The sequence below is a fragment of the Agrococcus sp. GCM10030265 genome, from assembly GCF_042666675.1.
GTDB lineage: Bacteria > Actinomycetota > Actinomycetes > Actinomycetales > Microbacteriaceae > Agrococcus.
The window spans coordinates 1-20,221 of sequence record NZ_JBHTCZ010000003.1 but is presented as its reverse complement, the minus strand read 5'-3'; the positions used below and the strand labels follow the sequence as shown (position 1 = coordinate 20,221).

19 protein-coding genes are annotated in these 20,221 nt (G+C 73.3%); 3 read left to right on the top strand and 16 right to left on the bottom strand.

Going from position 1 to position 20,221, the window contains the following annotated elements; all coding sequences use genetic code 11:
* The first annotated feature begins 68 nt into the window (after window positions 1-68).
* Window positions 69-974, top strand: coding sequence for an arginase family protein (locus ACFQPP_RS11655; protein WP_376916812.1), 906 nt, complete (start codon window positions 69-71; stop codon window positions 972-974).
* Between the two features lie 19 nt (window positions 975-993).
* On the opposite strand, the gene hutI is transcribed toward ACFQPP_RS11655, so the two are convergent.
* Genes hutI through hutH form a run of 3 tightly spaced genes read right to left on the bottom strand, consistent with a single transcriptional unit; the run spans window position 994 to window position 5,428 of the window.
* Entirely contained in the window at window positions 994-2,187 is a 1,194-nt protein-coding gene (gene hutI, locus ACFQPP_RS11650) for an imidazolonepropionase (protein WP_376916811.1), read from the bottom strand.
* A complete protein-coding gene (gene hutU / locus ACFQPP_RS11645) occupies window positions 2,187-3,857 on the bottom strand; it encodes a urocanate hydratase (RefSeq protein ID WP_376916810.1) in 1,671 nt (556 codons plus the stop codon). The genes hutI and hutU overlap by 1 nt, the downstream gene beginning before the upstream one ends.
* Window positions 3,854-5,428 carry a histidine ammonia-lyase gene (gene hutH / locus ACFQPP_RS11640; RefSeq protein ID WP_376916809.1) on the bottom strand — a complete coding sequence of 525 codons (1,575 nt, stop codon included), beginning with the start codon at window positions 5,426-5,428 and terminating at the stop codon, window positions 3,854-3,856. Before hutH ends, hutU begins: the two co-directional genes overlap by 4 nt.
* An 85-nt stretch (window positions 5,429-5,513) precedes the next feature.
* Between hutH and ACFQPP_RS11635 the strand changes: the two genes are divergently transcribed.
* Window positions 5,514-6,308 carry an IclR family transcriptional regulator gene (locus ACFQPP_RS11635; protein WP_376916808.1) on the top strand — a complete coding sequence of 265 codons (795 nt, stop codon included), beginning with the start codon at window positions 5,514-5,516 and terminating at the stop codon, window positions 6,306-6,308.
* Window positions 6,309-6,416: 108 nt separating this feature from the next.
* Here the strand turns inward: ACFQPP_RS11635 and ACFQPP_RS11630 are convergent, their stop codons facing one another.
* The 9 genes from ACFQPP_RS11630 to rpsL form a co-directional block, all read right to left on the bottom strand.
* On the bottom strand, window positions 6,417-6,875 hold the full coding sequence (locus ACFQPP_RS11630) for a GNAT family N-acetyltransferase (protein ID WP_376916807.1): 459 nt from the start codon (window positions 6,873-6,875) through the stop codon (window positions 6,417-6,419).
* 10 nt (window positions 6,876-6,885) lie between these two features.
* Window positions 6,886-8,961, bottom strand: coding sequence for an acyltransferase family protein (locus ACFQPP_RS11625; protein WP_376916806.1), 2,076 nt, complete (start codon window positions 8,959-8,961; stop codon window positions 6,886-6,888).
* Complete coding sequence (locus ACFQPP_RS11620) at window positions 8,958-9,524, bottom strand: dTDP-4-dehydrorhamnose 3,5-epimerase family protein (protein WP_376916805.1); 567 nt, start codon at window positions 9,522-9,524, stop codon at window positions 8,958-8,960. Before ACFQPP_RS11620 ends, ACFQPP_RS11625 begins: the two co-directional genes overlap by 4 nt.
* 11 nt (window positions 9,525-9,535) lie before the next feature.
* The gene (locus tag ACFQPP_RS11615) at window positions 9,536-10,525 is read right to left on the bottom strand and encodes a GDP-mannose 4,6-dehydratase (RefSeq protein WP_376916804.1); all 990 of its coding nucleotides are present in this window, start codon (window positions 10,523-10,525) and stop codon (window positions 9,536-9,538) included.
* Window positions 10,515-11,495: a GDP-mannose 4,6-dehydratase gene (locus ACFQPP_RS11610; RefSeq protein ID WP_376916803.1), complete on the bottom strand. Its 981-nt coding sequence runs from the start codon at window positions 11,493-11,495 to the stop codon at window positions 10,515-10,517. Before ACFQPP_RS11610 ends, ACFQPP_RS11615 begins: the two co-directional genes overlap by 11 nt.
* Window positions 11,496-11,694: 199 nt before the next feature.
* Window positions 11,695-12,888, bottom strand: coding sequence for an elongation factor Tu (gene tuf, locus ACFQPP_RS11605; protein ID WP_376916802.1), 1,194 nt, complete (start codon window positions 12,886-12,888; stop codon window positions 11,695-11,697).
* A gap of 116 nt (window positions 12,889-13,004) precedes the next feature.
* Window positions 13,005-15,119, bottom strand: coding sequence for an elongation factor G (gene fusA / locus ACFQPP_RS11600; protein WP_376916801.1), 2,115 nt, complete (start codon window positions 15,117-15,119; stop codon window positions 13,005-13,007).
* Between the two features lie 74 nt (window positions 15,120-15,193).
* Window positions 15,194-15,664, bottom strand: a complete 471-nt coding sequence (rpsG, locus tag ACFQPP_RS11595; protein WP_137756636.1) for a 30S ribosomal protein S7 — start codon at window positions 15,662-15,664, stop codon at window positions 15,194-15,196.
* 5 nt (window positions 15,665-15,669) lie between these two features.
* A complete protein-coding gene (rpsL, locus tag ACFQPP_RS11590) occupies window positions 15,670-16,038 on the bottom strand; it encodes a 30S ribosomal protein S12 (protein WP_376916800.1) in 369 nt (122 codons plus the stop codon).
* Between the two features lie 365 nt (window positions 16,039-16,403).
* Between rpsL and ACFQPP_RS11585 the strand changes: the two genes are divergently transcribed.
* Complete coding sequence (locus ACFQPP_RS11585; protein WP_376916799.1) at window positions 16,404-16,976, top strand: hypothetical protein; 573 nt, start codon at window positions 16,404-16,406, stop codon at window positions 16,974-16,976.
* A 49-nt stretch (window positions 16,977-17,025) separates the two neighbouring features.
* Here the strand turns inward: ACFQPP_RS11585 and ACFQPP_RS11580 are convergent, their stop codons facing one another.
* From ACFQPP_RS11580 to ACFQPP_RS11565, 4 genes are read right to left on the bottom strand one after another with little or no spacing between them, the layout of a single operon-like run.
* Window positions 17,026-17,673 carry a hypothetical protein gene (locus ACFQPP_RS11580; RefSeq protein ID WP_376916798.1) on the bottom strand — a complete coding sequence of 216 codons (648 nt, stop codon included), beginning with the start codon at window positions 17,671-17,673 and terminating at the stop codon, window positions 17,026-17,028.
* The gene (locus ACFQPP_RS11575; RefSeq protein ID WP_376916797.1) at window positions 17,670-18,050 is read right to left on the bottom strand and encodes a hypothetical protein; all 381 of its coding nucleotides are present in this window, start codon (window positions 18,048-18,050) and stop codon (window positions 17,670-17,672) included. The genes ACFQPP_RS11580 and ACFQPP_RS11575 overlap by 4 nt, the downstream gene beginning before the upstream one ends.
* Window positions 18,047-19,726, bottom strand: coding sequence for a hypothetical protein (locus ACFQPP_RS11570; protein WP_376916796.1), 1,680 nt, complete (start codon window positions 19,724-19,726; stop codon window positions 18,047-18,049). The genes ACFQPP_RS11575 and ACFQPP_RS11570 overlap by 4 nt, the downstream gene beginning before the upstream one ends.
* Window positions 19,723-20,004: a hypothetical protein gene (locus ACFQPP_RS11565; RefSeq protein ID WP_376916795.1), complete on the bottom strand. Its 282-nt coding sequence runs from the start codon at window positions 20,002-20,004 to the stop codon at window positions 19,723-19,725. The genes ACFQPP_RS11570 and ACFQPP_RS11565 overlap by 4 nt, the downstream gene beginning before the upstream one ends.
* Window positions 20,005-20,221 lie beyond the last annotated feature (217 nt).

Here is a 20,221-nt window from a genome sequence, read left to right as displayed (position 1 = left end):
GGGCGGAGGGGGCGGAGGGGGTGGGTAGCGTGGGGAGCGTGAGCGACGACGCCCGAGCGAGTGCACGCATGCAGCGCGACGCGATGCACGTCGACCCCCTGTGGCCCCGCGCGGGCGGGTGGCCCGACCTCGCCGACGAGCCCGTCGACGCCGTGATCGTCGGCGTCGGCACCCACGCCACGAGCATCAGCCCCACCGGCGCGCACGCGACGCCGCTCGCGGTGCGCCAGGCGCTCGCGCGCTTCGCCGCCCACGCCGACGGTGCCGACCTCGACGCGCTGCGCATCGCCGACGCCGGCGACGCCATCGACCCCGACGCCGACGAGGACGCCGCCGCCGACCTCGTCGCCCGCGCCACGGCCCTGTCGCGGCTGACGATCGTGCTCGGCGGCGACAACGCCGCGACGGTGCCCGCAGCGCTCGGCGCGTGGCGGGGTGCGGGCGCCGACCCCACGGGCGCCGGCCTCGTCACCCTCGACGCGCACCACGACCTGCGCGACGGACGCTCCAACGGCTCACCCGTGCGCCGCCTCGTCGAGGCCGGGCTGCAGGGCACCCGCATCGTGCAGGTGGGCATCCAGGACTTCGCGAACTCGCAGCGCTACGCGCAGCGCGCCGCCGAGCTCGGCATCGCGGTCGAGACGCGCGCCGCCGTCGAGGAGGAGCCCGTCGCAGCCGTCGCAGCACGCGCGCTCACCATCGCCGGCGGACTCGGCGGCCCCATCCACGTCGACGTCGACGTCGACGTCGTCGACCGCGCCGCCGCACCCGGGTGCCCCGCCTCCGTGCCAGGCGGCATCTCGGCATGGCGGCTGCGCTCGCTCGTGCGCGTGCTCGCCCGCGACCCGCGCGTGCGCTCCATCGACCTCACCGAGGTCGACGCCACCGCCGACGCCGCCGACGGGCGCACCGTGCGCCTCACGGCCCTGTGCGTGCTCGAGGCGCTCGCCGGCCTCGCAGAGCGCGACCGCTGACGCGCGCGAGGAGACGGCGTCAGACGACGCGCTCCCCCGCCCGCCACACCGCATGCGTGAGGGGCACGCCCGGCCGGTACGCGAGGTGCGCGACCGACGGGGCGTCGAGCACGTGGAGGTCGGCGCGGGCGCCCACGCGGATGCGACCGAGGTCGGGGCCGCGGGGGCCCGGCTCGTCGCGGCCGAGCGCCACCGCACCGCCGAGCGTCGCCGCACGCACCGCCTCCGCGATCGTCAGTCGCTGCTGCAGCACGGCCGTCGCCACGCAGAACGCCATCGACGTCGTGTACGACGTGCCCGGGTTGGCGTTCGACGCGATCGCGACGACGGCGCCCGCGTCGACGAGGGCGCGGGCCGGGGCGAGCGGCATGCGCGTCGACAGGTCGCACGCGGGCAGCAGCGTCGCGACCGTGCCGCGCCCGCCATCCGCCCACGAGCCCGCGAGCAGCGCGACCTCCTCGTCGGACGCGAATCCCACGTGGTCGACGCTCGCCGCACCCAGCTCGACGGCGAGCCGCACGCCAGGCCCCGGACCCAGCTGGTTGCCGTGCACGCGCAGCGCGAGCCCTGCAGCGCGCCCCGCCTCCAGCACCCGCCGCGACTGCGCCTCGTCGAAGGCGCCGCGCTCGCAGAACACGTCGATCGCATCGACGTGCGGCCGCACGGCGGCGAGCATCGGCCCCACGACCTCGTCGACGTAGCCGTCGACATCCCGGTCGTCCGGCACGAGATGCGCGCCGAGGAACGTGACGGCATCGGCGCGCGTCGCCGCGATGCGCGCCGAGCGCGCCTCGTCGGCCACCGTGAGCCCGTAGCCCGTCTTCGTCTCGAACGCCGTGGTGCCGCCGCGCAGCATCTCGGCGACGAGCCCGTCGTAGCCCCGCTGCAGCTCGGCGTCGGTCGCGGCGCGCGTCGCCGCCACCGTCGTCGCGATGCCGCCGGCCGCATAGGCCTCCCCCGCCATGCGCGCCTCGAACTCCGCACCGCGGTCGCCCGCGAACACGAGGTGCGTGTGGGCGTCGACCCAGCCGGGCAGCGCCGCGCGGCCCTCGACGTCGACGCGCGCATCGGCCGCGGGCGCATCCGACGCCCGCCCGACCCAGGCGACGACCCCGCCCTCGAGCACGACCGCCGCATCCGCGAGCCGGCCGCCCTCGTGGGCGTCGTCGTGCGTCGTGAGCTCCGCGATGCCCGTGACGAGGGTCGAGGGCATCACGACTCCCGCATGGGGATGCGGATGCCGTGCTCGGCGGCGAAGTCGTCGGCCTCCTCGTAGCCCGCATCCGCGTGGCGCAGCACGCCCATCGCGGGATCGTTGCGCAGCACGGCCTCGAGGCGCTCCGCCGCGAGCGGCGTGCCGTCTGCCACCGTCACCTGTCCCGCGTGGATCGAGCGCCCCATGCCGACGCCGCCGCCGTGATGGATCGACACCCAGCTCGCGCCCGAGGCCGTCGCCGTGAGCGCGTTGAGCAGCGGCCAGTCGGCGATGGCATCCGAGCCGTCCTTCATGGCCTCCGTCTCGCGGTAGGGGCTCGCGACCGATCCGGCGTCGAGGTGGTCGCGGCCGATGACGATGGGCGCGGACAGCTCGCCCGACGCGACCATCTCGTTGAAGCGCAGCCCCGCGAGGTGCCGCTGCTCGGCCCCGAGCCAGCAGATGCGCGCCGGCAGCCCCTGGTAGGCGACGCGCTCGCCCGCGAGCTCGATCCAGCGCCGCAGCTGCGGGTCGTCGCCGAAGAGCTCGAGGATCGCGCGGTCGGTCGCCGCGATGTCCGCCGGGTCGCCCGACAGCGCCACCCAGCGGAACGGCCCCTTGCCGACCGCGAACAGCGGACGGATGTAGGCGGGCACGAAGCCCGGGAAGTCGAACGCCCGCTCGTACCCGCCCTCACGAGCCTCCGCGCGCAGCGAGTTGCCGTAGTCGAACACCTCGGCGCCCGCGTCCTGGAAGCCGACCATCGCCTCCACGTGGCGCGCCATCGACGCGCGCGCCGCCACGACGAAGGCCTCGGGGTCGCGTTCGCGCGCCGCATCCCAGTCCTCGAAGGCCACCTCGGTCGGCAGGTAGGCGAGCGGATCGTGCGCGCTCGTCTGATCGGTGACGACGTCGATGGGCGCACCCATCGCGAGCAGCTGCGGCACGACCTCCGCCGCGTTGCCGAGCACGCCGATCGACAGCGCCCGGCCCTCGTCGCGCGCCCGCACGGCGCGCTCGAGCGCATCCTCGACCGACTCGGCCCGCTCGTCGAGGTAGCGGTGCTCGATGCGGCGGGCGATGCGCGACGCGTCGACCTCGACGCAGATCGCGACGCCGCCCTGCATCGTCACGGCGAGCGGCTGCGCGCCACCCATGCCGCCGAGGCCCGCGGTGAGCGTGATGGTGCCAGCGAGCGAGTCGCGGCCGAGCGCCCGCGCGACGGCACCGAACGTCTCGTACGTGCCCTGCAGGATGCCCTGCGTGCCGATGTAGATCCACGAGCCCGCCGTCATCTGGCCGTACATCATGAGACCGGCCGCCTCGAGGCGGCGTAGCTCGGGCCACGTCGCCCACTCCCCGACGAGGTTCGAGTTGGCGATGAGCACGCGCGGCGCCCGCTCGTGGGTGCGCAGCACGCCGACGGGCTTGCCCGACTGCACGAGCAGCGTCTCGTCGTCCCCCAGGGTCTCGAGCGTGCGCACGATCGCGTCGAACGCCTCCCACGACCGGGCGGCCTTGCCCGTGCCGCCGTAGACGACGAGCGCGTCGGGATGCTCGGCGACCTCGGGGTCGAGGTTGTTCTGCAGCATGCGCAGCACCGCCTCCTGCTGCCACCCCTTCGTGTGCAGCTCGGTGCCGCGGAACGCGCGCACGGGCCTCGGCCCGCTCGTGGTGGGACCGGTCATCGGTCGCTCCTTCCCTGGGCGTCGACGGGAGCCGACGCGGATTCGTGATCGAGGTCGTGGATGCTCGCTGCGGCGAGCAGCGCGCCGGAGGCGACGAGCGCACGCACCGCCGCGATGTCGGGTGCGAGGAACCGGTCGGGGCCCGCGCCCGGCACGTGCTCGCGGACGGCGGCGACGACCGCGCCCGTGCGCTCGCCCGCGTCGGGCTCGCGCAGGTCGATGCCGCGCGCCGCCGTCATGACCTCGATGGCGAGCACCTGCTCGAGCCCGTCGATCGCGCGGCGCAGCTTGCGTGCCGCACCCCATCCCATCGACACGTGATCCTCCTGCATCGCGCTCGAGGGGATCGAGTCGACCGATGCGGGCGCCGCGAGGCGCTTCAGCTCGGAGACGATGCCCGCCTGCGTGTACTGCGCGATCATGAGGCCGGAGTCGACGCCGGGCTCGGCGGCGAGGAACGGCGGCAGGCCGTGGCTGCGCGCGGGGTCGAGGAAGCGGTCGGTTCGGCGCTCGCTCATCGACGCGACGTCGGCGACGACGATCGCGAGGAAGTCGAGCACCGCCGCGATGGGCGCGCCATGGAAGTTGCCGTTCGAGACGATGCGACCGTCGCGCGTCACGACCGGGTTGTCGATGGCCGACACGAGCTCGACGTCGGCGACGCGGGCGGCGTGGTCGGCGGTGTCGCGCGCGGTGCCGTGCACCTGCGGCGCGCAGCGCAGCGAGTACGCGTCCTGCACGCGCGTGTCCTCGGGTCCTGCGTGGCTCGCGACGATGGGGCTGCCCGCGAGGAGCCCGCGGATGCGCCGGGCGCTCGCCGCCTGTCCCGCGTGGGGTCGCAGCGCCTGCAGGTCGGCGGCGAAGGGCGCGTCGGTGCCGAGCAGGCCCTCCACGCTCATGGCGGCGGCGAGGTCGGCGGTGTCGAGCAGGCGGGCGAGGTCGTCGAGGGCCAGGCACAGCATGCCGAGCATGCCGTCGGTGCCGTTCACGAGCGCGAGGCCCTCCTTCTCGGCGAGGACGACGGGGGCGATGCCCGCGGCGGCGAGCGCATCGGCCGCGGGCTGCACGACGCCGTCGACGCGCACCTGCCCCTCGCCCATGAGCGCGAGGGCGACGTGCGACAGGGGCGCGAGGTCGCCCGAGCAGCCGAGCGAGCCGTGCTCGCCGATGACGGGGTGGATGCCGGCGTCGAGCAGCGCCGCGTACGTCTCCACCACGACGGGGCGCACGCCCGTGCGACCCGTCGCGAGCGTGCGCAGTCGCAGGAGCATGAGGGCGCGCACGACCTCGTCCTCGACGGCCGGGCCGGAGGAGGCGGCGTGCGAGCGGATGAGCGACTGCTGCAGCCGCGTGCGGTCGGCGGGCGCGATGGCGGTCGTCGCGAGGGCGCCGAAGCCGGTGGAGATGCCGTAGTGCGGGCTCGTGTCGTCGGCGAGCGCGTCGACGAGCACGCGCGTCTGCGCGACGGCTCGCAGCGCGTCGGGGTGGATGCGCACGCGGCCGCCGCGCCGTGCGACGGCGACGACGTCGGCGATGGAGAGGGGCGCTGCCCCGATGACGATCTCGACCATGCGTCCATCTCAGCCGCGACGGGGTCGCCGCGCATCGGCGTCTGCGATGCTGGTGTCCGAGATCTCGGACTGCAGGGAGGTGGCGATGCCGACGCCGCGCATGCCCGCAGCACGCCACGCCCTCCGCGTGCTCGCGCTGCTCGCCGAGCACCTCGGACCCGTGCGCGCGCAGACGATCGCACGCGACCTCGGCATCCCCCGCTCCACGACCTACGACCTGCTCGCGGTCATGCGCGACGAGGGCTTCCTCGTGCACTACCCCGAGCTCGGCGCCTGGGGGCCGAGCGCCCGCGTCGCGCGCATCGGCTCGCGCGTCGACGCGGCGACGAGGATCGAGCGCCTCGGCCAGCCGCTCCTCGACCGGCTCGTGCGCGCATCCCCCGTGCCTGCCACCGCGCATCTCGCGGTGCTGTCCGGCGTCGACGTGCGCTACGCGGGTCGCGGCTCGGCCCGCCGCTCCCCCACGACGGTCTCGAGCGTCGGCGTCCGCCTGCCCGCCGTGCGCACCGCGACGGGGCGTGCGCTGCTCGCCGCCCTCGACGACGCCCAGGTGCGTGCGCTCGTGCCGCACGACGCCGACCTCGCCGGCGGCGAGCCGGCGACGCGCGCCGCGCTCGCGCGCATGCTCGCCGACGTGCGCGCACGGGGCTGGGCGCTCGAGCGCGGCGACGTCGACCCGGCGTACGGCTCGGTCGCCGCAGCGGCTCGCGACGCCGTGGGCGACCCCGTCGCGGGGGTCGGCGTCACGGTGCGGCTCGACGACGCGGACGACGCGGACGCGTGGGGTGCGCTGCAGACGCTCGTGGTCGACGTCGCCGCAGCGCTGAGCGCTCGGCTCGCCGCGCGTCGCCCCCAGCACGTCGGGGGCGCGGGCGCGTAGGGTGCGCGTCACGCTCCCGCGCCGCGTCGGCCGCCTCGCGACGAGCTCTTGGATCTCGACGCGCGCACCCTCGCCTCCGGCCTCAGCCCGTGCGCGAAGCCGCGCGCGTCAGACGGCGCGCGTCATGAAGACGCTGTTCGGATCCGGCGCGTACGAGCCGAAGGGCGCGCATTCGACGAAGCCGGTGCGCAGGTAGAGCGCCCGAGCGGGAGCGAAGTAGGGCTCGGCGCCCGTCTCGAGGCTCACGCGAGCAGCCCCGCCGGCTGCGGCCTCGGCGAGCGCGTGCTGCAGCAGCAGCGCACCGAGGCCAGCCCCGCGACGCGCACCCGACACGCGCATCGACTTCAGCTCGACGTGGCCGGCGTCGATGGGCGCGAGCGCGACGGTGCCCAGCACCTCCGCGTCGTCGCGGAGCACCCACAGTCGCATGCCGGGCGCCCGCAGCGCCTCGACGTCGAGCGCATGCACCGACTCCGGCGGCGACACGCTGCGCATGTCGGCCAGGTGCTCCTCGAGGAAGGCGACGACGTCGTCGGCGATGGATGCGTCGAGCGCGATGGCGGGCACGGCGTCGACGCTACCGGGGCTCGGATCGAGGGCCGCCGAGCTCCACGAGCACGTCGATCTCGTGCGCCACGAGCCCACGGAGCACCTCCGACTGCGCCCACGTCATGTGCCGCTCGTCGGCCCACGCCGGCACCCCCTCGACGATGAACGGGCAGACGGCGGCCTCCACGGCGCAGAACCACCCGAGCGTCGGCGGCGCCGCACCGCCCGCATCGACGACCGCGTCGGCGAGCAGCACGGCGCGCTCCGCCTGCTCGTCGTCGAGCGGCGACGAGCACCGGTCGACGATGCCGACGGCGAGCGACGCCTCGCATTCGGCGAGCCCCTCGACGGGAGGCGGGGAGTCGAGCAGCAGCACGGGGATGTCGAGGGCGACGAGCGCCGCCACGTGCTCGCCGACGGATGCCGCGAGCCGCTCCATCGCGTCGTCGGGCAGGTGCTCGAAGCCGGGGCCCGCCCACCACGCACCGAGCGAGACGACGACGAGCGACGGGTCGCGCTCGGCCGCGAGACCGAGCACCCAGGCGTTGTGGTCGGCGCAGCGCTCGGCCGCCGCCGCACCGAGCTGCCCCTCGAGGGCCTCTCGCGCCGCGAACGCGCACGACTCCGCCCCGAGCAGCTGCACGGCGGCGTCGTCGCCGACGGCCCACCGCACGGCGGGCGCCCACGTCACCGCCTGCGAGTCCCCGACGAGCCACACCTCGTCGACGGCATCGCCGTACCGGCAGGCGTCGAGGTTCTCCTCGCCGACCGTGCCGCAGCCGTCGACGATCCACTCGGGGTTGCGGGCGGCGTCGCCGAAGTGGAAGCCGTCGGCGAGCCCCTCCGGCTCCTGCACCGCCGCGCGCACGCGATCCTCGAACGAGGCGGCGCTCGATGCCGGCGCACCCGCCTCGCCCTCCTGCACCACCGGCGCCTGCGGCACGGGCGAGGCGACGACGGCCACGAGCCCGACGACGGCGGCGAGCGGCACGGCAGCGGCGGTCCACGGCGGCGAGGTGCGACGGACGCTCGCGAGCGCGCGCAGGAGACGACGCGTCGCGACCGCGAGGAGGATCGCGCCACCGATGATGCCGAGGCCCTCGAGCACGCCGACGGTGCGGCTGCGATCGCCGCCGAGCTCGACGACGAGCCACAGCAGCGGCCAGTGCCACAGGAAGACGCCGAACGACACGCCACCGAGGGCGACGAGCGGTCGTGAGGCGAGCACGCGCCCGATGGGCCCCGTCGAGGCATCCGACGCGCCCGCGACGAGCACGGCGACCGTCGCGAGCACGGGCAGCAGCGTGGGCAGGCCGGGGTGGTCGCCGCCCGACGCCAGAGGGCCGCTCGCCAGCAACGCGACGATGCCGAGCGTCAGCAGGACGGCGCGCAGGCGCCCGGGCATGCGGACGCGGGCGGCGACGAGCGCCGCGAGCCCGCCGAGGCCGAGCTCCCACGCACGCGCCACCGTGTCGTAGTACGTGCGCACGGGGTCGTCGGCGACGCGCATGACGGCGACGGCGAACGACGCGACGACGACCACGGCGAGCACGATCGCGAGCACGCGCCGGATCTCGGTGCGGGCACGCGCACCCAGCAGCGCCGCGAGGCCCGCGACCACGAGGATCGCCGCGAGCGTCCACTGCCCCTGCACGCCCATGGCCCAGAAGTGCTGCACGATCGAGCGCTCCTGACCGGCCTGCACGTAGTCGGTCGCGGCGTCGAACAGCCGCCAGTTCTCCCAGAAGCCGGCGGCCGCGAGCAGGTCGAGGCCGACCTCGCGCGCGAGGATCGCCGGGCGCACGACGAACGCCAGCACCGCCGCGACGACGAGCACGACGCCCATCGTCGGCAGCAGCCGCGTCGCCTGGCGACGCAGCGCATCCGCGAGGTCGAGCCGCCCGCTGCGCTCGACCTCGCCCACGAGGCTCGAGACCAGCAGGTAGCCGCCGAGCACGAAGAACGCGTCGACCCCGCCCGAGACCGAGCCGACCCAGATGTGGTAGCTCGCGACGAGCAGGGACGCGACCGCGCGCAGCCCCTGGACGTCGAGACGCCGCGTCCGTGTGGACGCGGCGCCGACGGCGGTCGCCGTGCCCATCATGCGGCGGCGAGCACCTCCGCGAGCGTCGGCGCGTCGAGGTCCTTCTGGCTGATGATCGAGCGGTCGTCGCGGTCGGGCTCGATGGGCCAGAGGATGCCGAGGTCGGGGTCGAGCGGCGTGATGGCGACGCCAGCCATGCCGGGCACCCACTCGCTCGTGAAGCAGTAGACGTACTGCGTCGGCGTGTCGCCGGTCGACTGGAAGCCGTTGCAGACGCCCTCGGGCACGAGGATCTGCGTGCCGGGCTGCAGGTCGGTCTGGAAGACGGCGCCGCGCGTGGGCGAGCCGGGTCGGGTGTCGACCCACGCGCCGTAGGCGGTGCCATGGGCGATCGCGATGAGCTTCACCATCGACTCGCCGTGCATGCCGCGCATGCCGCCGGGCTTCGTCTCGGTGACGTTCACCTGCTGGAAGGCGGGCAGCGCGTAGCCGGCCTCCTCGAACGCGGATGCCCGGTAGAACTCGCGCACGGTGCCGCGGTCGTCGGTGATCTGCTTCATCCGCACGAGCGCGAGGCCCTCGATGGTCGTCGTCTGCAGCTCGAAGTCGATGATGTCCACCACGGTCGACCAGCCTAGCCGTCGTGCTGCGCGGCCTGTGCCCCGATGATCGCGACGTCGTGGTGCACCATGGCGGCGACGACGTCGTCGAACGCGACCGTCGGCGCCCATCCCAGCTCGGCACGCAGACGGGAGGCGTCGCCCACCATCGTCGCGACGTCGGCGGGTCGCACGAAGCGCGGATCGACCGTCACGAGGTCCTCCCAGTCCTCGACGCCGGCTGCCGCGAAGGCGGCGCCGACGAAGTCGCGCACCGTGCGCGCCTCGCCCGTCGCGACGATCCAGTCGCCGGCCACGTCGGCTCGCGCCATCCGCAGCATGGCGTCGACGTAGTCGGGCGCCCATCCCCAGTCGCGGCGCGCGTCGAGGTTGCCGAGCGCGAGGCCGTCGTCGACGCCGGCCGCGATGCGGGCCACGCCGTGGGTGATCTTGCGCGTCACGAACGACATGGGTCGGGCGGGCGACTCGTGGTTGTAGAGGATGGCGTTCGACGCGTGCATGCCGCGGGCGCGCGCGAGCTGCACGATGCGGTGGGCGTACGCCTTCGCCGCGCCGTACGGCGACACGGGCGCGATGGGGGTCGCCTCCGTCTGCGGCGTCGTGGGCGCGTCGCCGAAGATCTCGGACGACGATGCCTGCACGAGCCGCGGGGCCGAGCCCGTGCGCGCCTCGACGCGCCACGCGCCCTCGACGATCGCCGCCACGGCCGCGCCCGAGACGAGACCCGTGCGGGCCGGAGAGCGCCACGACTCGGCGACCGACGAGATGCCGCCGAGGTTCACGACGAGCGACGGCGAGGCCGCGTCGACGGCGTCCGCGAGGCCCTCGAGGTCGGCGAGGTCGCCGACGACGATCTCGACGCCCGCCTCCGTCAGCCGCTGCGCACCCTCGTCCTCGGCGCGCACCAGCGCGACGACCTCCGCGCCGTCGGCGAGCAGGCGGGCGACGAGCAGCCCGCCGTCCTGCCCCGACGCACCCGTGACGAAGACCCGCTCAGCGGACATGCGCGCGCTGCTCGCGCAGGTCGTGCTCGACCATCATCTGCACGAGCTGCTCGAAGCCGACCTTCGGCTCCCAGCCGAGCTCGGCCTTCGCCTTCGCCGGGTCGCCGATCAGCAGGTCGACCTCCGCGGGGCGCATGAACTCGGGGCTCTGCTCGACGTAGGGCTCCCAGTCCTCGATGTCGACGGCGCGGAAGGCGACGTCGAGCAGCTCGCGGATCGAGTGGGTCTCGCCCGTCGCGACGACGTAGTCGTCTGCGACGTCCTGCTGCAGCATGCGCCACATCGCGTCGACGTAGTCGCCTGCGAAGCCCCAGTCGCGCTTCGCGTCGAGGTTGCCCATCACGATCTTGTCCTGCAGGCCGAGCTTGATGCGCGCGACGGCGATCGACACCTTGCGCGTGACGAACTCCGGCCCGCGGCGCGGCGACTCGTGGTTGAAGAGGATGCCGCTCGAGGCGTGCATGCCGTACGACTCGCGGTAGTTGATCGTCATGTAGTGCCCGAAGACCTTCGCGACGCCGTACGGAGAGCGGGGCCACAGCAGCGTGGTCTCGCGCTGCGGCACCTCCTGCACGCGACCGAACATCTCCGACGACGAGGCCTGGTAGAACCGGACGTCCTTCGAGTCGCCCGCGTAGATGCGGGTCGCCTCGAGCATGTTGAGCACGCCCTTGCCCGTGACGTCGCTCGTGATCGACGCGTTCTGCCACGAGTACGCCACGAACGAGATCGCGCCGAGGTTGTAGATCTCGGTCGGCTCCGCCTGGTCGAGCACGCGAGAGAGCGCGAGCGGATCGGTGAGGTCGCCCGTCAGCAGGCGCACGTCGGGCACCGCTGCCCGCACGAGCGGCTCCTTGGGGTTGAACTGCCCACGGATGAGGCCCGTGACGTCGTAGCCCTTCTCGAGCAGCAGCTCGGCGAGGTACAGGCCGTCCTGGCCGGAGATGCCGGTGATGAGGGCCTTGGGCATGGGGGTGCTCCGATCGTGAGGGAAGGCTGCGGGCGCGAGCGCCGGGTGCCATCCTCGCATCGCACCACGGGCCAAGGCGAACCGAACCCCGCTGCACCGACGACGCGGGCGCCGCACCGGTGCCGGGAACGCGGAAGGGGCCCCGCCGAAGCGGAGCCCCTCCCGAGTGCGATCCGAGGATCGCGGATGCAGTCGTCGACTACTTGACGATCTTCGTGACCGTGCCGGCGCCGACCGTGCGGCCACCCTCGCGGATGGCGAAGCCGAGGCCCTCCTCCATGGCGATCGGCTGGATCAGCTCGACGACCATGTCGGTGGTGTCGCCGGGCATGACCATCTCGGTGCCCTCGGGCAGCGAGATGACGCCGGTGACGTCGGTGGTGCGGAAGTAGAACTGCGGGCGGTAGTTCGTGAAGAACGGGTTGTGACGGCCACCCTCGTCCTTGGACAGGATGTACGCCGTGCCCTCGAAGTTGGTGTGGGGCGTGACCGAGCCCGGCTTCACGACGACCTGGCCGCGCTCGACGTCCTCGCGCTTCGTGCCACGGAGCAGGAGACCGCAGTTCTCGCCGGCCCATGCCTCGTCGAGCTGCTTGTGGAACATCTCGATGCCCGTGACCGTGGTCTTCTGCGTCGGGCGGATGCCGACGATCTCGACCTCGGAGTTGATGCCGAGCGTGCCGCGCTCCGCGCGACCCGTGACGACGGTGCCACGACCGGTGATCGTGAAGACGTCCTCGATCGGCATGAGGAAGGGCTTGTCCTTGTCGCGGACCGGGTCCGGGATGGACTCGTCGACGGCCTCCATGAGGTCGAGGACGGCCTGCGACCACTTCTCGTCGCCCTCGAGAGCCTTGAGGCCCGAGACGCGGACGACGGGAGCGTTGTCGCCGTCGAAGTCCTGCGACGACAGCAGCTCGCGGACCTCGAGCTCGACGAGCTCGAGGATCTCCTCGTCGTCGACCATGTCCGACTTGTTGAGCGCGACGAGCAGGTACGGCACGCCGACCTGCTTGGCGAGCAGCACGTGCTCGCGCGTCTGGGCCATGGGGCCGTCGGTCGCGGCGACCACGAGGATCGCGCCGTCCATCTGCGCGGCGCCCGTGATCATGTTCTTGATGTAGTCGGCGTGACCGGGAGCGTCGACGTGCGCGTAGTGGCGCTTCGGCGTCTCGTACTCGACGTGCGAGATGTTGATCGTGATGCCGCGCTGGCGCTCCTCGGGAGCGGAGTCGATCGAGGCGAAGTCGCGCTGCACGTTGGTCGCCGAGGGGTACTTGTCGGCAAGCACCTTGGAGATGGCGGCGGTGAGCGTGGTCTTGCCGTGGTCGACGTGACCGATCGTTCCGATGTTGACGTGCGGCTTGGTCCGCTCGAACTTGGCCTTGGCCACTGTGTCCTCCTAGGACGTCTCTCTGGATGTCGCTCGGCGCGCGCGGCGACGATGCGGTTCTTGGGGTATGCAGTTATGGTAGCCGGGCTCGGCGCTGAGGCCGAACCCGGCCGGGCTCACTCGCCCTTGGCCTTCTGGACGATCTCGTCCGAGACGGCCTTCGGGACCTCGGCGTAGCTCGAGAACTCCATCGAGAAGACGGCGCGACCCGAGGTCTTCGAGCGGAGGTCGCCGACGTAGCCGAACATCTCCGACAGCGGCACCTGGGCCTTGACGACCTTGACGCCCGCCGCGTCCTCCATGGACTGGATCTGGCCACGACGCGAGTTCAGGTCGCCGATGACGTCGCCCATGTACTCCTCGGGCGTACGGACCTCGACGGCCATGAGCGGCTCGAGCAGCACGGGCTGCGCCTTGCGGGCAGCCTCCTTGTACGCCATCGAGCCGGCGATCTTGAACGCCATCTCCGACGAGTCGACGTCGTGCGCCGCACCGTCGAGGAGCGAGGCCTTCACGCCCACGGTCGGGAAGCCGGCGAGCACGCCGACCTGCATGGCGTCCTGGATGCCCGCGTCGACCGAGGGGATGTACTCGCGCGGCACGCGGCCACCCGTGACGGCGTTCTCGAACTCGTACGTCGTCTCGGCGGTGACCTCGATGGGCTCGAGCTTGATCTGCACCTTGGCGAACTGGCCGGAGCCACCCGTCTGCTTCTTGTGCGTGTAGTCGAACTTCTCGATCGTGCCCTTGATGGTCTCGCGGTACGCGACCTGGGGCTTGCCGATGTTGGCCTCGACCTTGAACTCGCGACGCATGCGGTCGACGAGGATGTCGAGGTGCAGCTCGCCCATGCCCTTGATGACGGTCTGGCCCGTCTCGGGGTTCAGCTCGGTCTGGAAGGTCGGGTCCTCCTCGGCGAGCTTCTGGATGGCCGTGCCGAGCTTCTCCTGATCGGCCTTCGTCTTGGGCTCGATCGCGACCTCGATGACCGGGGCCGGGAACGTCATCGACTCGAGGACGACCTGGTTCTGCGCGTCGGAGAGGGTGTCGCCCGTCGTCGTGTCCTTCAGGCCGATGACCGCGTAGATGTGGCCGGCCGTGACCGAGTCGACGGGGATCTCCTTGTTGGCGTGCATCTGGAAGATCTTGCCGATGCGCTCCTTCTTGCCCTTGGTCGAGTTGATGACCTGGGCGCCCTGGTCGAGGTGACCGGAGTAGACGCGGATGTACGTCAGGCGACCGAAGAAGGGGTGCACGGCGATCTTCGAGACGAGCGCCGCGAAGGGCTCGGTCGCGTCGGCGTGGCGCTCGATGACGAGCTCGGGGTCCTTGACGTCGTGGCCCTGCACCGGCGGCACGTCGAGCGGCGACGGGAGGTAGGCGACGACGGCGTCGAGCATGGGCTGCACGCCGCGGTTCTTGAAGGCCGAGCCGCAGAGCACGGGGTAGGCCTCGCCGGCGATCGTGAGCTTGCGGATGCCCGCCTGGAGCTCGGCGATCGAGAGCTCCTCGCCCTCGAAGAACTTCTCCATGAGGGCGTCGTCCGCCTCGGCCACGGCCTCGACGAGCGATGCGCGGTACTCCTCGGCCTTCGCCTGGAGGTCGGCCGGGATCTCCTGGATCTCGTACTTCGCGCCCATGGTCACGTCGCCCTTGGAGTCGCCGGGCCACACGAAGGCCTGCATCGAGAGCAGGTCGACGACGCCGACGAACTCGGACTCCGAGCCGATGGGGAGCTGCAGCACGAGGGGGCGCGCGCCGAGGCGCGACACGATGGTGTCGACCGTGAAGTAGAAGTCGGCGCCGAGCTTGTCCATCTTGTTGACGAAGCAGATGCGCGGGACGTTGTACTTGTCGGCCTGACGCCACACCGTCTCGGACTGGGGCTCGACGCCCTCCTTGCCGTCGAACACCGCGACGGCGCCGTCGAGGATGCGCAGCGAGCGCTCGACCTCGACGGTGAAGTCGACGTGGCCGGGCGTGTCGATGATGTTGATCTGGGTGCCGTTCCAGAAGCAGGTCACGGCGGCAGACGTGATCGTGATGCCGCGCTCCTTCTCCTGCTCCATCCAGTCGGTCGTCGAGGCGCCGTCGTGCGTCTCGCCGATCTTGTGGTTGACGCCCGTGTAGAAGAGCACGCGCTCGGTGGTCGTCGTCTTGCCGGCATCGATGTGCGCCATGATGCCGATGTTGCGGACCTTCGTGAGGTCCGTCAGCACGTCTTGTGCCACAGGGGTTCCTTACTGGAGTGGATTGGCGGGTGGGGCCGCGAGGCGCCCGGTCGGGACGCCTCGCGGCCGGGTGTTCACCAGCGGTAGTGAGCGAAGGCCTTGTTCGACTCGGCCATCTTGTGCGTGTCCTCGCGACGCTTGACGGCAGCACCGAGGCTGTTCGAGGCGTCGAGGATCTCGTTCATGAGGCGCTCGGTCATCGTCTTCTCGCGACGAGCCTTTGCGTACGAGACGAGCCAGCGCAGCGCGAGGGTGTTCGCGCGGTGCGGCTTGACCTCGACGGGCACCTGGTAGGTCGAGCCACCGACGCGGCGCGACTTGACCTCGAGGGTCGGGCGGATGTTGTCGAGCGCCTTCTTGAGCACTGCGACGGGCTCCTGGCCCGACTTCTCGCCGACGCCGGCGAGCGCGCCGTAGACGATGCGCTCGGCCAGGCCCTTCTTGCCGTCGAGGAGGATCTTGTTGACGAGCTGGGAGACGATCGGTGCGCCGTAGACGGGGTCTGCGACGACGGGGCGCTTCGGGGCGGGTCCCTTACGAGGCATGGTGCTCAGCCCTTCTTCGCGCCGTAGCGGCTGCGAGCCTGCTTGCGGTTCTTGACGGCCTGCGTGTCGAGCGCGCCGCGCACGATCTTGTAGCGCACGCCGGGGAGGTCCTTCACACGACCGCCACGCACGAGCACCATCGAGTGCTCCTGGAGGTTGTGGCCCTCGCCGGGGATGTAGGCGGTGACCTCGGTGCCGTTGGAGAGCTTGACGCGGGCGACCTTGCGCAGAGCCGAGTTCGGCTTCTTGGGGGTGGTCGTGTAGACGCGAGTGCAGACGCCTCGCTGCTGCGGGTTGGCCTTGAGCGCGGGCGCCTTGGTCTTCGAGACCTTCGGCGACCGGCCCTTGCGGACCAGCTGCTGGATGGTGGGCACGAGTGCTTCCTTCTGCTGCACGGTGACAGCTTCGATGTGATCTGCCGGGCTGACCGGCGTCATCGGTGATCCGGGACGCGCGAGTCGCCTCGCGCATGGACGGATATGCCGTGGGGGCTCGGGCGGGTGCCCGACTTTCCCTGGCGGCGCTCGTCGTTCCCTGCGCATGACGCAGGGCGCGCGCGAACGCACACCCAAGCAAGCATACGGCCGGGCCCGTGGACGGGTCAAGGTCGCGCCGCTCGCCCGCGGCGATCGCGCCCCCAGGCGATGCGCCGACGACGTCCCGCCGACGCTCATCCCGCGTCCAGCGTCGCCGCCTGCGGCCACCGTAGGCTCCTCGCGTACCCCGAACGAGGAGCATGATGCCCACCATCACCACCCGCGCCCTGCGCGGATCCGCAGTCGCCGCGCTCGCCATGGTCGGCGTGCTCGGCCTCGCCGCATGCAGCGGCGGCGCCGACGAGGAGCCCACGACGAGCGAGACGGCAGCGGCGGAGGAGTCGGCCGAGCCCACGACGTCGGACGCACCCGAGGAGACCGAGGCGAGCGCGGAGGGCGGCCTGTGCACCGCCGAGCAGCTCTCGACGATCTCGAGCACCGACTTCCCCGAGGCAGCTCTCTCGCAGGCATCCGCGACCTTCGCCCCCGCCGGCGTCGTCGACGGCCTGCCCACCGTGTGCGTCGCGACCTTCGAGGCCGCGGGCACGTCGGCCTCCTACGCCGTGCTCTCGGGCGGCGCCGCCACCCTCGCCGCGCTCGTCGAGCAGGGCACGGCCGCGGGCGGCCAGCTCACCGACGCGGGCGGCACGGTCGTCGGCACGGTCGGCGACGCGACGATCGCCGCGCAGGGCCTCACGGCCCTGACCGAGGGCACCGCGGGCTTCGAGAACGTCGAGGACCTCCTCGTCGTCATCGCGACCCCCGGCCTCGGCTGATCCGAGGCTCCACGACGGCGCGTCGCCCCATCGGGGCGGCGCGCCGTCGTCATGCGGGCGGCGCGCCCCGCAGCTCCGTCGCGAGGGCGGACGCCGCCCGCCACCGCGCACCGACGACGATCTCGTCGAAGAGCGACTGCAGCAGACCCGCGTGGGGCGTCGCGGGTGCCACGACGTGCACGAGGCGCGCATGCCGCGCATCCGGCATCGTGATCCAGTAGTCGATGCGCAGCGTCGGCAGCGCACCGAGCTCGCCCGTCTCGACCCGTTCGAGCGTGGGGCGGCGGAGGACGAGGGATCGCGGTGCGCGCAGCACCCGATCGTCGGGCCCCGGGACGGCGGACCCGCCGCGCGGCTCGTGGGCCGCGCGCAGCACGAGCGGCACGAGCGCATCCATGACGGCACCCGGCGTCGCATCCACCGCGGTGCTCACGGCGATCCCCGGGTAGACGGCGATCGAGGCGGGCAGCGGCACGCCGCCCTCGAGGGCCCGCCCGAGGTGCAGCTGCTCGGCCCTCCCCCGCTCGGCGTGCGCGAGCGCGAGGTGCAGACGTCTGCGCAGCCGGATGCGGTCGAGCGCGCGGGCGTCGCCGGCGCCGTGGACGTCCTGCGCGAAGCGGCGGATGCGCGTACGCGCGTCGGGGTCGCCGAGCGGCAGCGCGTACCAGCTGCCAGGCAGCGGCAGCTCTAGCCTCACGGCAGCAGCCCCCGCACGGCGGGCGCGTCGACGACGATCGACCTGCGGCTGACGACGCCGATCCCCTCGACGCCGGCGGCCGCTGCGACGCGGCGCGCGTCGAGGCGCTCCTCGTGCGGGCGATGCGTCGTGAAGGTCACGGTCGCGCGCGGCATCCGCGGGCCTGCTGCGCCGAGCGCGGCGAGCACGGCACGAGCCGCCGGGCCGGGCTCGTCGGCCACCCCGGGGTCGAGGTCGACGTGCACGACGAGCGCCGTGCGCCACGGCGCTCCGTCGGCGGCGGGTGCCGCGGAGGCCGAGACGACGCCGTCGACCGCGACGAGCGCCGCCTCGATGGCCGCGCGATCCACCGGCTCGTGCCGACCCGCGACGCTCATCGCACGACGCTCGTGCCGCGCTGGAACACCGACGAGTGGTGCTGCTCGTCGCCGCCGAAGTAGCGGTCGAGGCCCGCGCGCTCGACGAACGCCTCCGCCGGCGAGCCCGCGAGGTCGCCCTGCTGCTGCATCGTCGTCTCGTACGCGGCGCCCTCGTGCGGCACGAACGGTGCGTCGGCGGGCGGGTCGACCGCGACGCGCGTGCGGTTCGGGTCGTCGCGGTGGTAGCCGCCGCGCGGGTCCTCGAGCAGCGGCACGGGATCGCCGACGTGCTCGACCGACAGCACGGGGATGTGGGTGGGCACGGGCACGTCGTCGACGGCGGCGCCCGCCACCACGACGGCGTCGACGTCGTACGTCGCCGTGAACGACGCATCGGCGGCGAGGTTCGCCGCCGTGATGCCGCCGAGGCTCCACCCCGACAGCAGCACGCTCGCGCCCTCGGGCACCCCGGCATCCGCCATGGCCTGCCGCACGGCCCGCTCGAGCTGCGTCGGATCGGTGCCGAGCTTCGCGTTCGCGTCGCTCGCGACGTCGTTGATGCCCTCGCTGCCCGTCGTCCACTGCTGCGTGCTCGGGATGGCGACGCGGTAGCGCACGACGCCGTCGGCGCCGACGACGGCCGTCACGGCGACCATCGTCGCGTTCGTCGAGTCGTAGCCGCGCGGGGCGCCGACGAGGGCGTCGACGGCGCGGTTGCCCGCCTGCAGCTCCGCGAGGAGGTCGCCTGCGGTCGCGTCGGCGCCGAGGTCGCTGCGCACCGTCCTCTCCTGCGTCCAGCGCAGCGACGGATCGCCCGCATCCTGCGCGATGAGCCAGTCGAGCACGCCCGGCGCCGCCGTGCGCAGCGCCTCGAGGGCACCCGCGACGAGCGCGGCGTCGAGCTCGCCCGTGCGCAGCAGCGTCGCCACGAACGCGTCGGCCCCGCCGTGCGCGACGAGCATGGCGATCGCGGCGAGCAGGAGCCCGCCCAGCAGCGCGACGATGCCGCCGACCGCGAGCATCGCGATCGCGATCGCCGCGGCGACGAGCACGGCGACCGCGACGAGCACGACGGCGCCGATCCAGGCGAGGACGGCGACGATGGCGTCGGCGATCGCGTCGAAGAGGTCGGCGATGCCGCCGCGCAGGTCGTCCCAGAAGGAGTCGCCGAGGTCGTCGCCCTCGACCTCTGCGCGGATGCGCGCCTCGGCCTCCTCGGCGGCGGCGCGCTTGCGATCGGCGGCGACGAGCCAGTCGTCGTACGCCTCGTGCCGGGCGGCCTCGTGCAGCGCGACCACGGCCGCCTGGTCGCCGACGGGATCGCCCGCGGCGTCTGCGGCGGTCGCTGCGGCGATGCGCGCGAGCTCGTCCTCGGCCTCGCCAGCTGCCGCGTCGGCCGACTCCCACCGCTCGACGGCGTCGTCGGCGGCGACCTGCGCCGCAGCGAGCTCGGCGGCGTAGTCGACGAGCGCCTGCCCCGTGACGTCGTAGCGGGATCGAGCGCGGGCGATCTGCTCGCTCACCTCGCCCGCGACGTCGCGCACGCGATCGAAGGCCTGCGCGATCGTCGAGTCCTCGTCGCGGATCGCCCGCAGCCGCTCGATCGCCTCCACGATGGCGTCGGCCGTGCCGACGTAGGCGGCGCCGTGCCCCTCGACGACGCTCGCATCGCCCGGCAGCGCCTGAGGCCTCACCGGCCGTCCCTCGCGAGCCGCACGTCGAGCTCGACGAACGCCCGCATGATGTCGTCGATCGAGCGGGCGAGCCCCTCCGCCGCGTCGCGGAAGCGCTCGCGCTCGTCGTCCCACGAGTCGGCCGACTCGCGCACCCGCTGCGCGAGGCCCTCGTGGCCCACGGCCGCCGCCGCGGCCTCGGCGGCGTCGCCGCTCCCGGCGAGCTGGGCCGCGACGTGGTCGAGGTTCGTGACGGCTCCGCGCAGGTCGCCGTACGAGATGCGGATGTCCTGGGCCACGCGAGCGCCTCCTCGGTCGCGCTCAGGCTATGCGCGAGCCTCGCGCGGAGCCGATGGGGAGGTCTGCCCATCGACCACGGCGCATGCGACTGCCATGCGCCGAGCACGACGAAGGGGCCGACCATCGTGGTCGGCCCCTCGAGTCGTGCGGAGCGGGGATCAGCCGCCGGCGAGCTGCTCGTCGAGCTGCTGGATCGCCTGCATCATGCCCGTCAGC

Coding starts and splice junctions, on each gene's coding strand:
- hutH (WP_376916809.1), bottom strand. CDS start 5,428: ATGGTCGAGATCGTCATCGGGGCAGCGCCCCTCTCCATCGCCGACGTC.
- ACFQPP_RS11655 (WP_376916812.1), top strand. CDS start 69: ATGCAGCGCGACGCGATGCACGTCGACCCCCTGTGGCCCCGCGCGGGC.
- ACFQPP_RS11610 (WP_376916803.1), bottom strand. CDS start 11,495: ATGCCCAAGGCCCTCATCACCGGCATCTCCGGCCAGGACGGCCTGTAC.
- ACFQPP_RS11575 (WP_376916797.1), bottom strand. CDS start 18,050: ATGAGCGTCGCGGGTCGGCACGAGCCGGTGGATCGCGCGGCCATCGAG.
- ACFQPP_RS11625 (WP_376916806.1), bottom strand. CDS start 8,961: ATGATGGGCACGGCGACCGCCGTCGGCGCCGCGTCCACACGGACGCGG.
- hutU (WP_376916810.1), bottom strand. CDS start 3,857: ATGACCGGTCCCACCACGAGCGGGCCGAGGCCCGTGCGCGCGTTCCGC.
- hutI (WP_376916811.1), bottom strand. CDS start 2,187: ATGCCCTCGACCCTCGTCACGGGCATCGCGGAGCTCACGACGCACGAC.
- ACFQPP_RS11615 (WP_376916804.1), bottom strand. CDS start 10,525: ATGTCCGCTGAGCGGGTCTTCGTCACGGGTGCGTCGGGGCAGGACGGC.
- ACFQPP_RS11635 (WP_376916808.1), top strand. CDS start 5,514: ATGCCGACGCCGCGCATGCCCGCAGCACGCCACGCCCTCCGCGTGCTC.
- ACFQPP_RS11585 (WP_376916799.1), top strand. CDS start 16,404: ATGCCCACCATCACCACCCGCGCCCTGCGCGGATCCGCAGTCGCCGCG.
- rpsG (WP_137756636.1), bottom strand. CDS start 15,664: ATGCCTCGTAAGGGACCCGCCCCGAAGCGCCCCGTCGTCGCAGACCCC.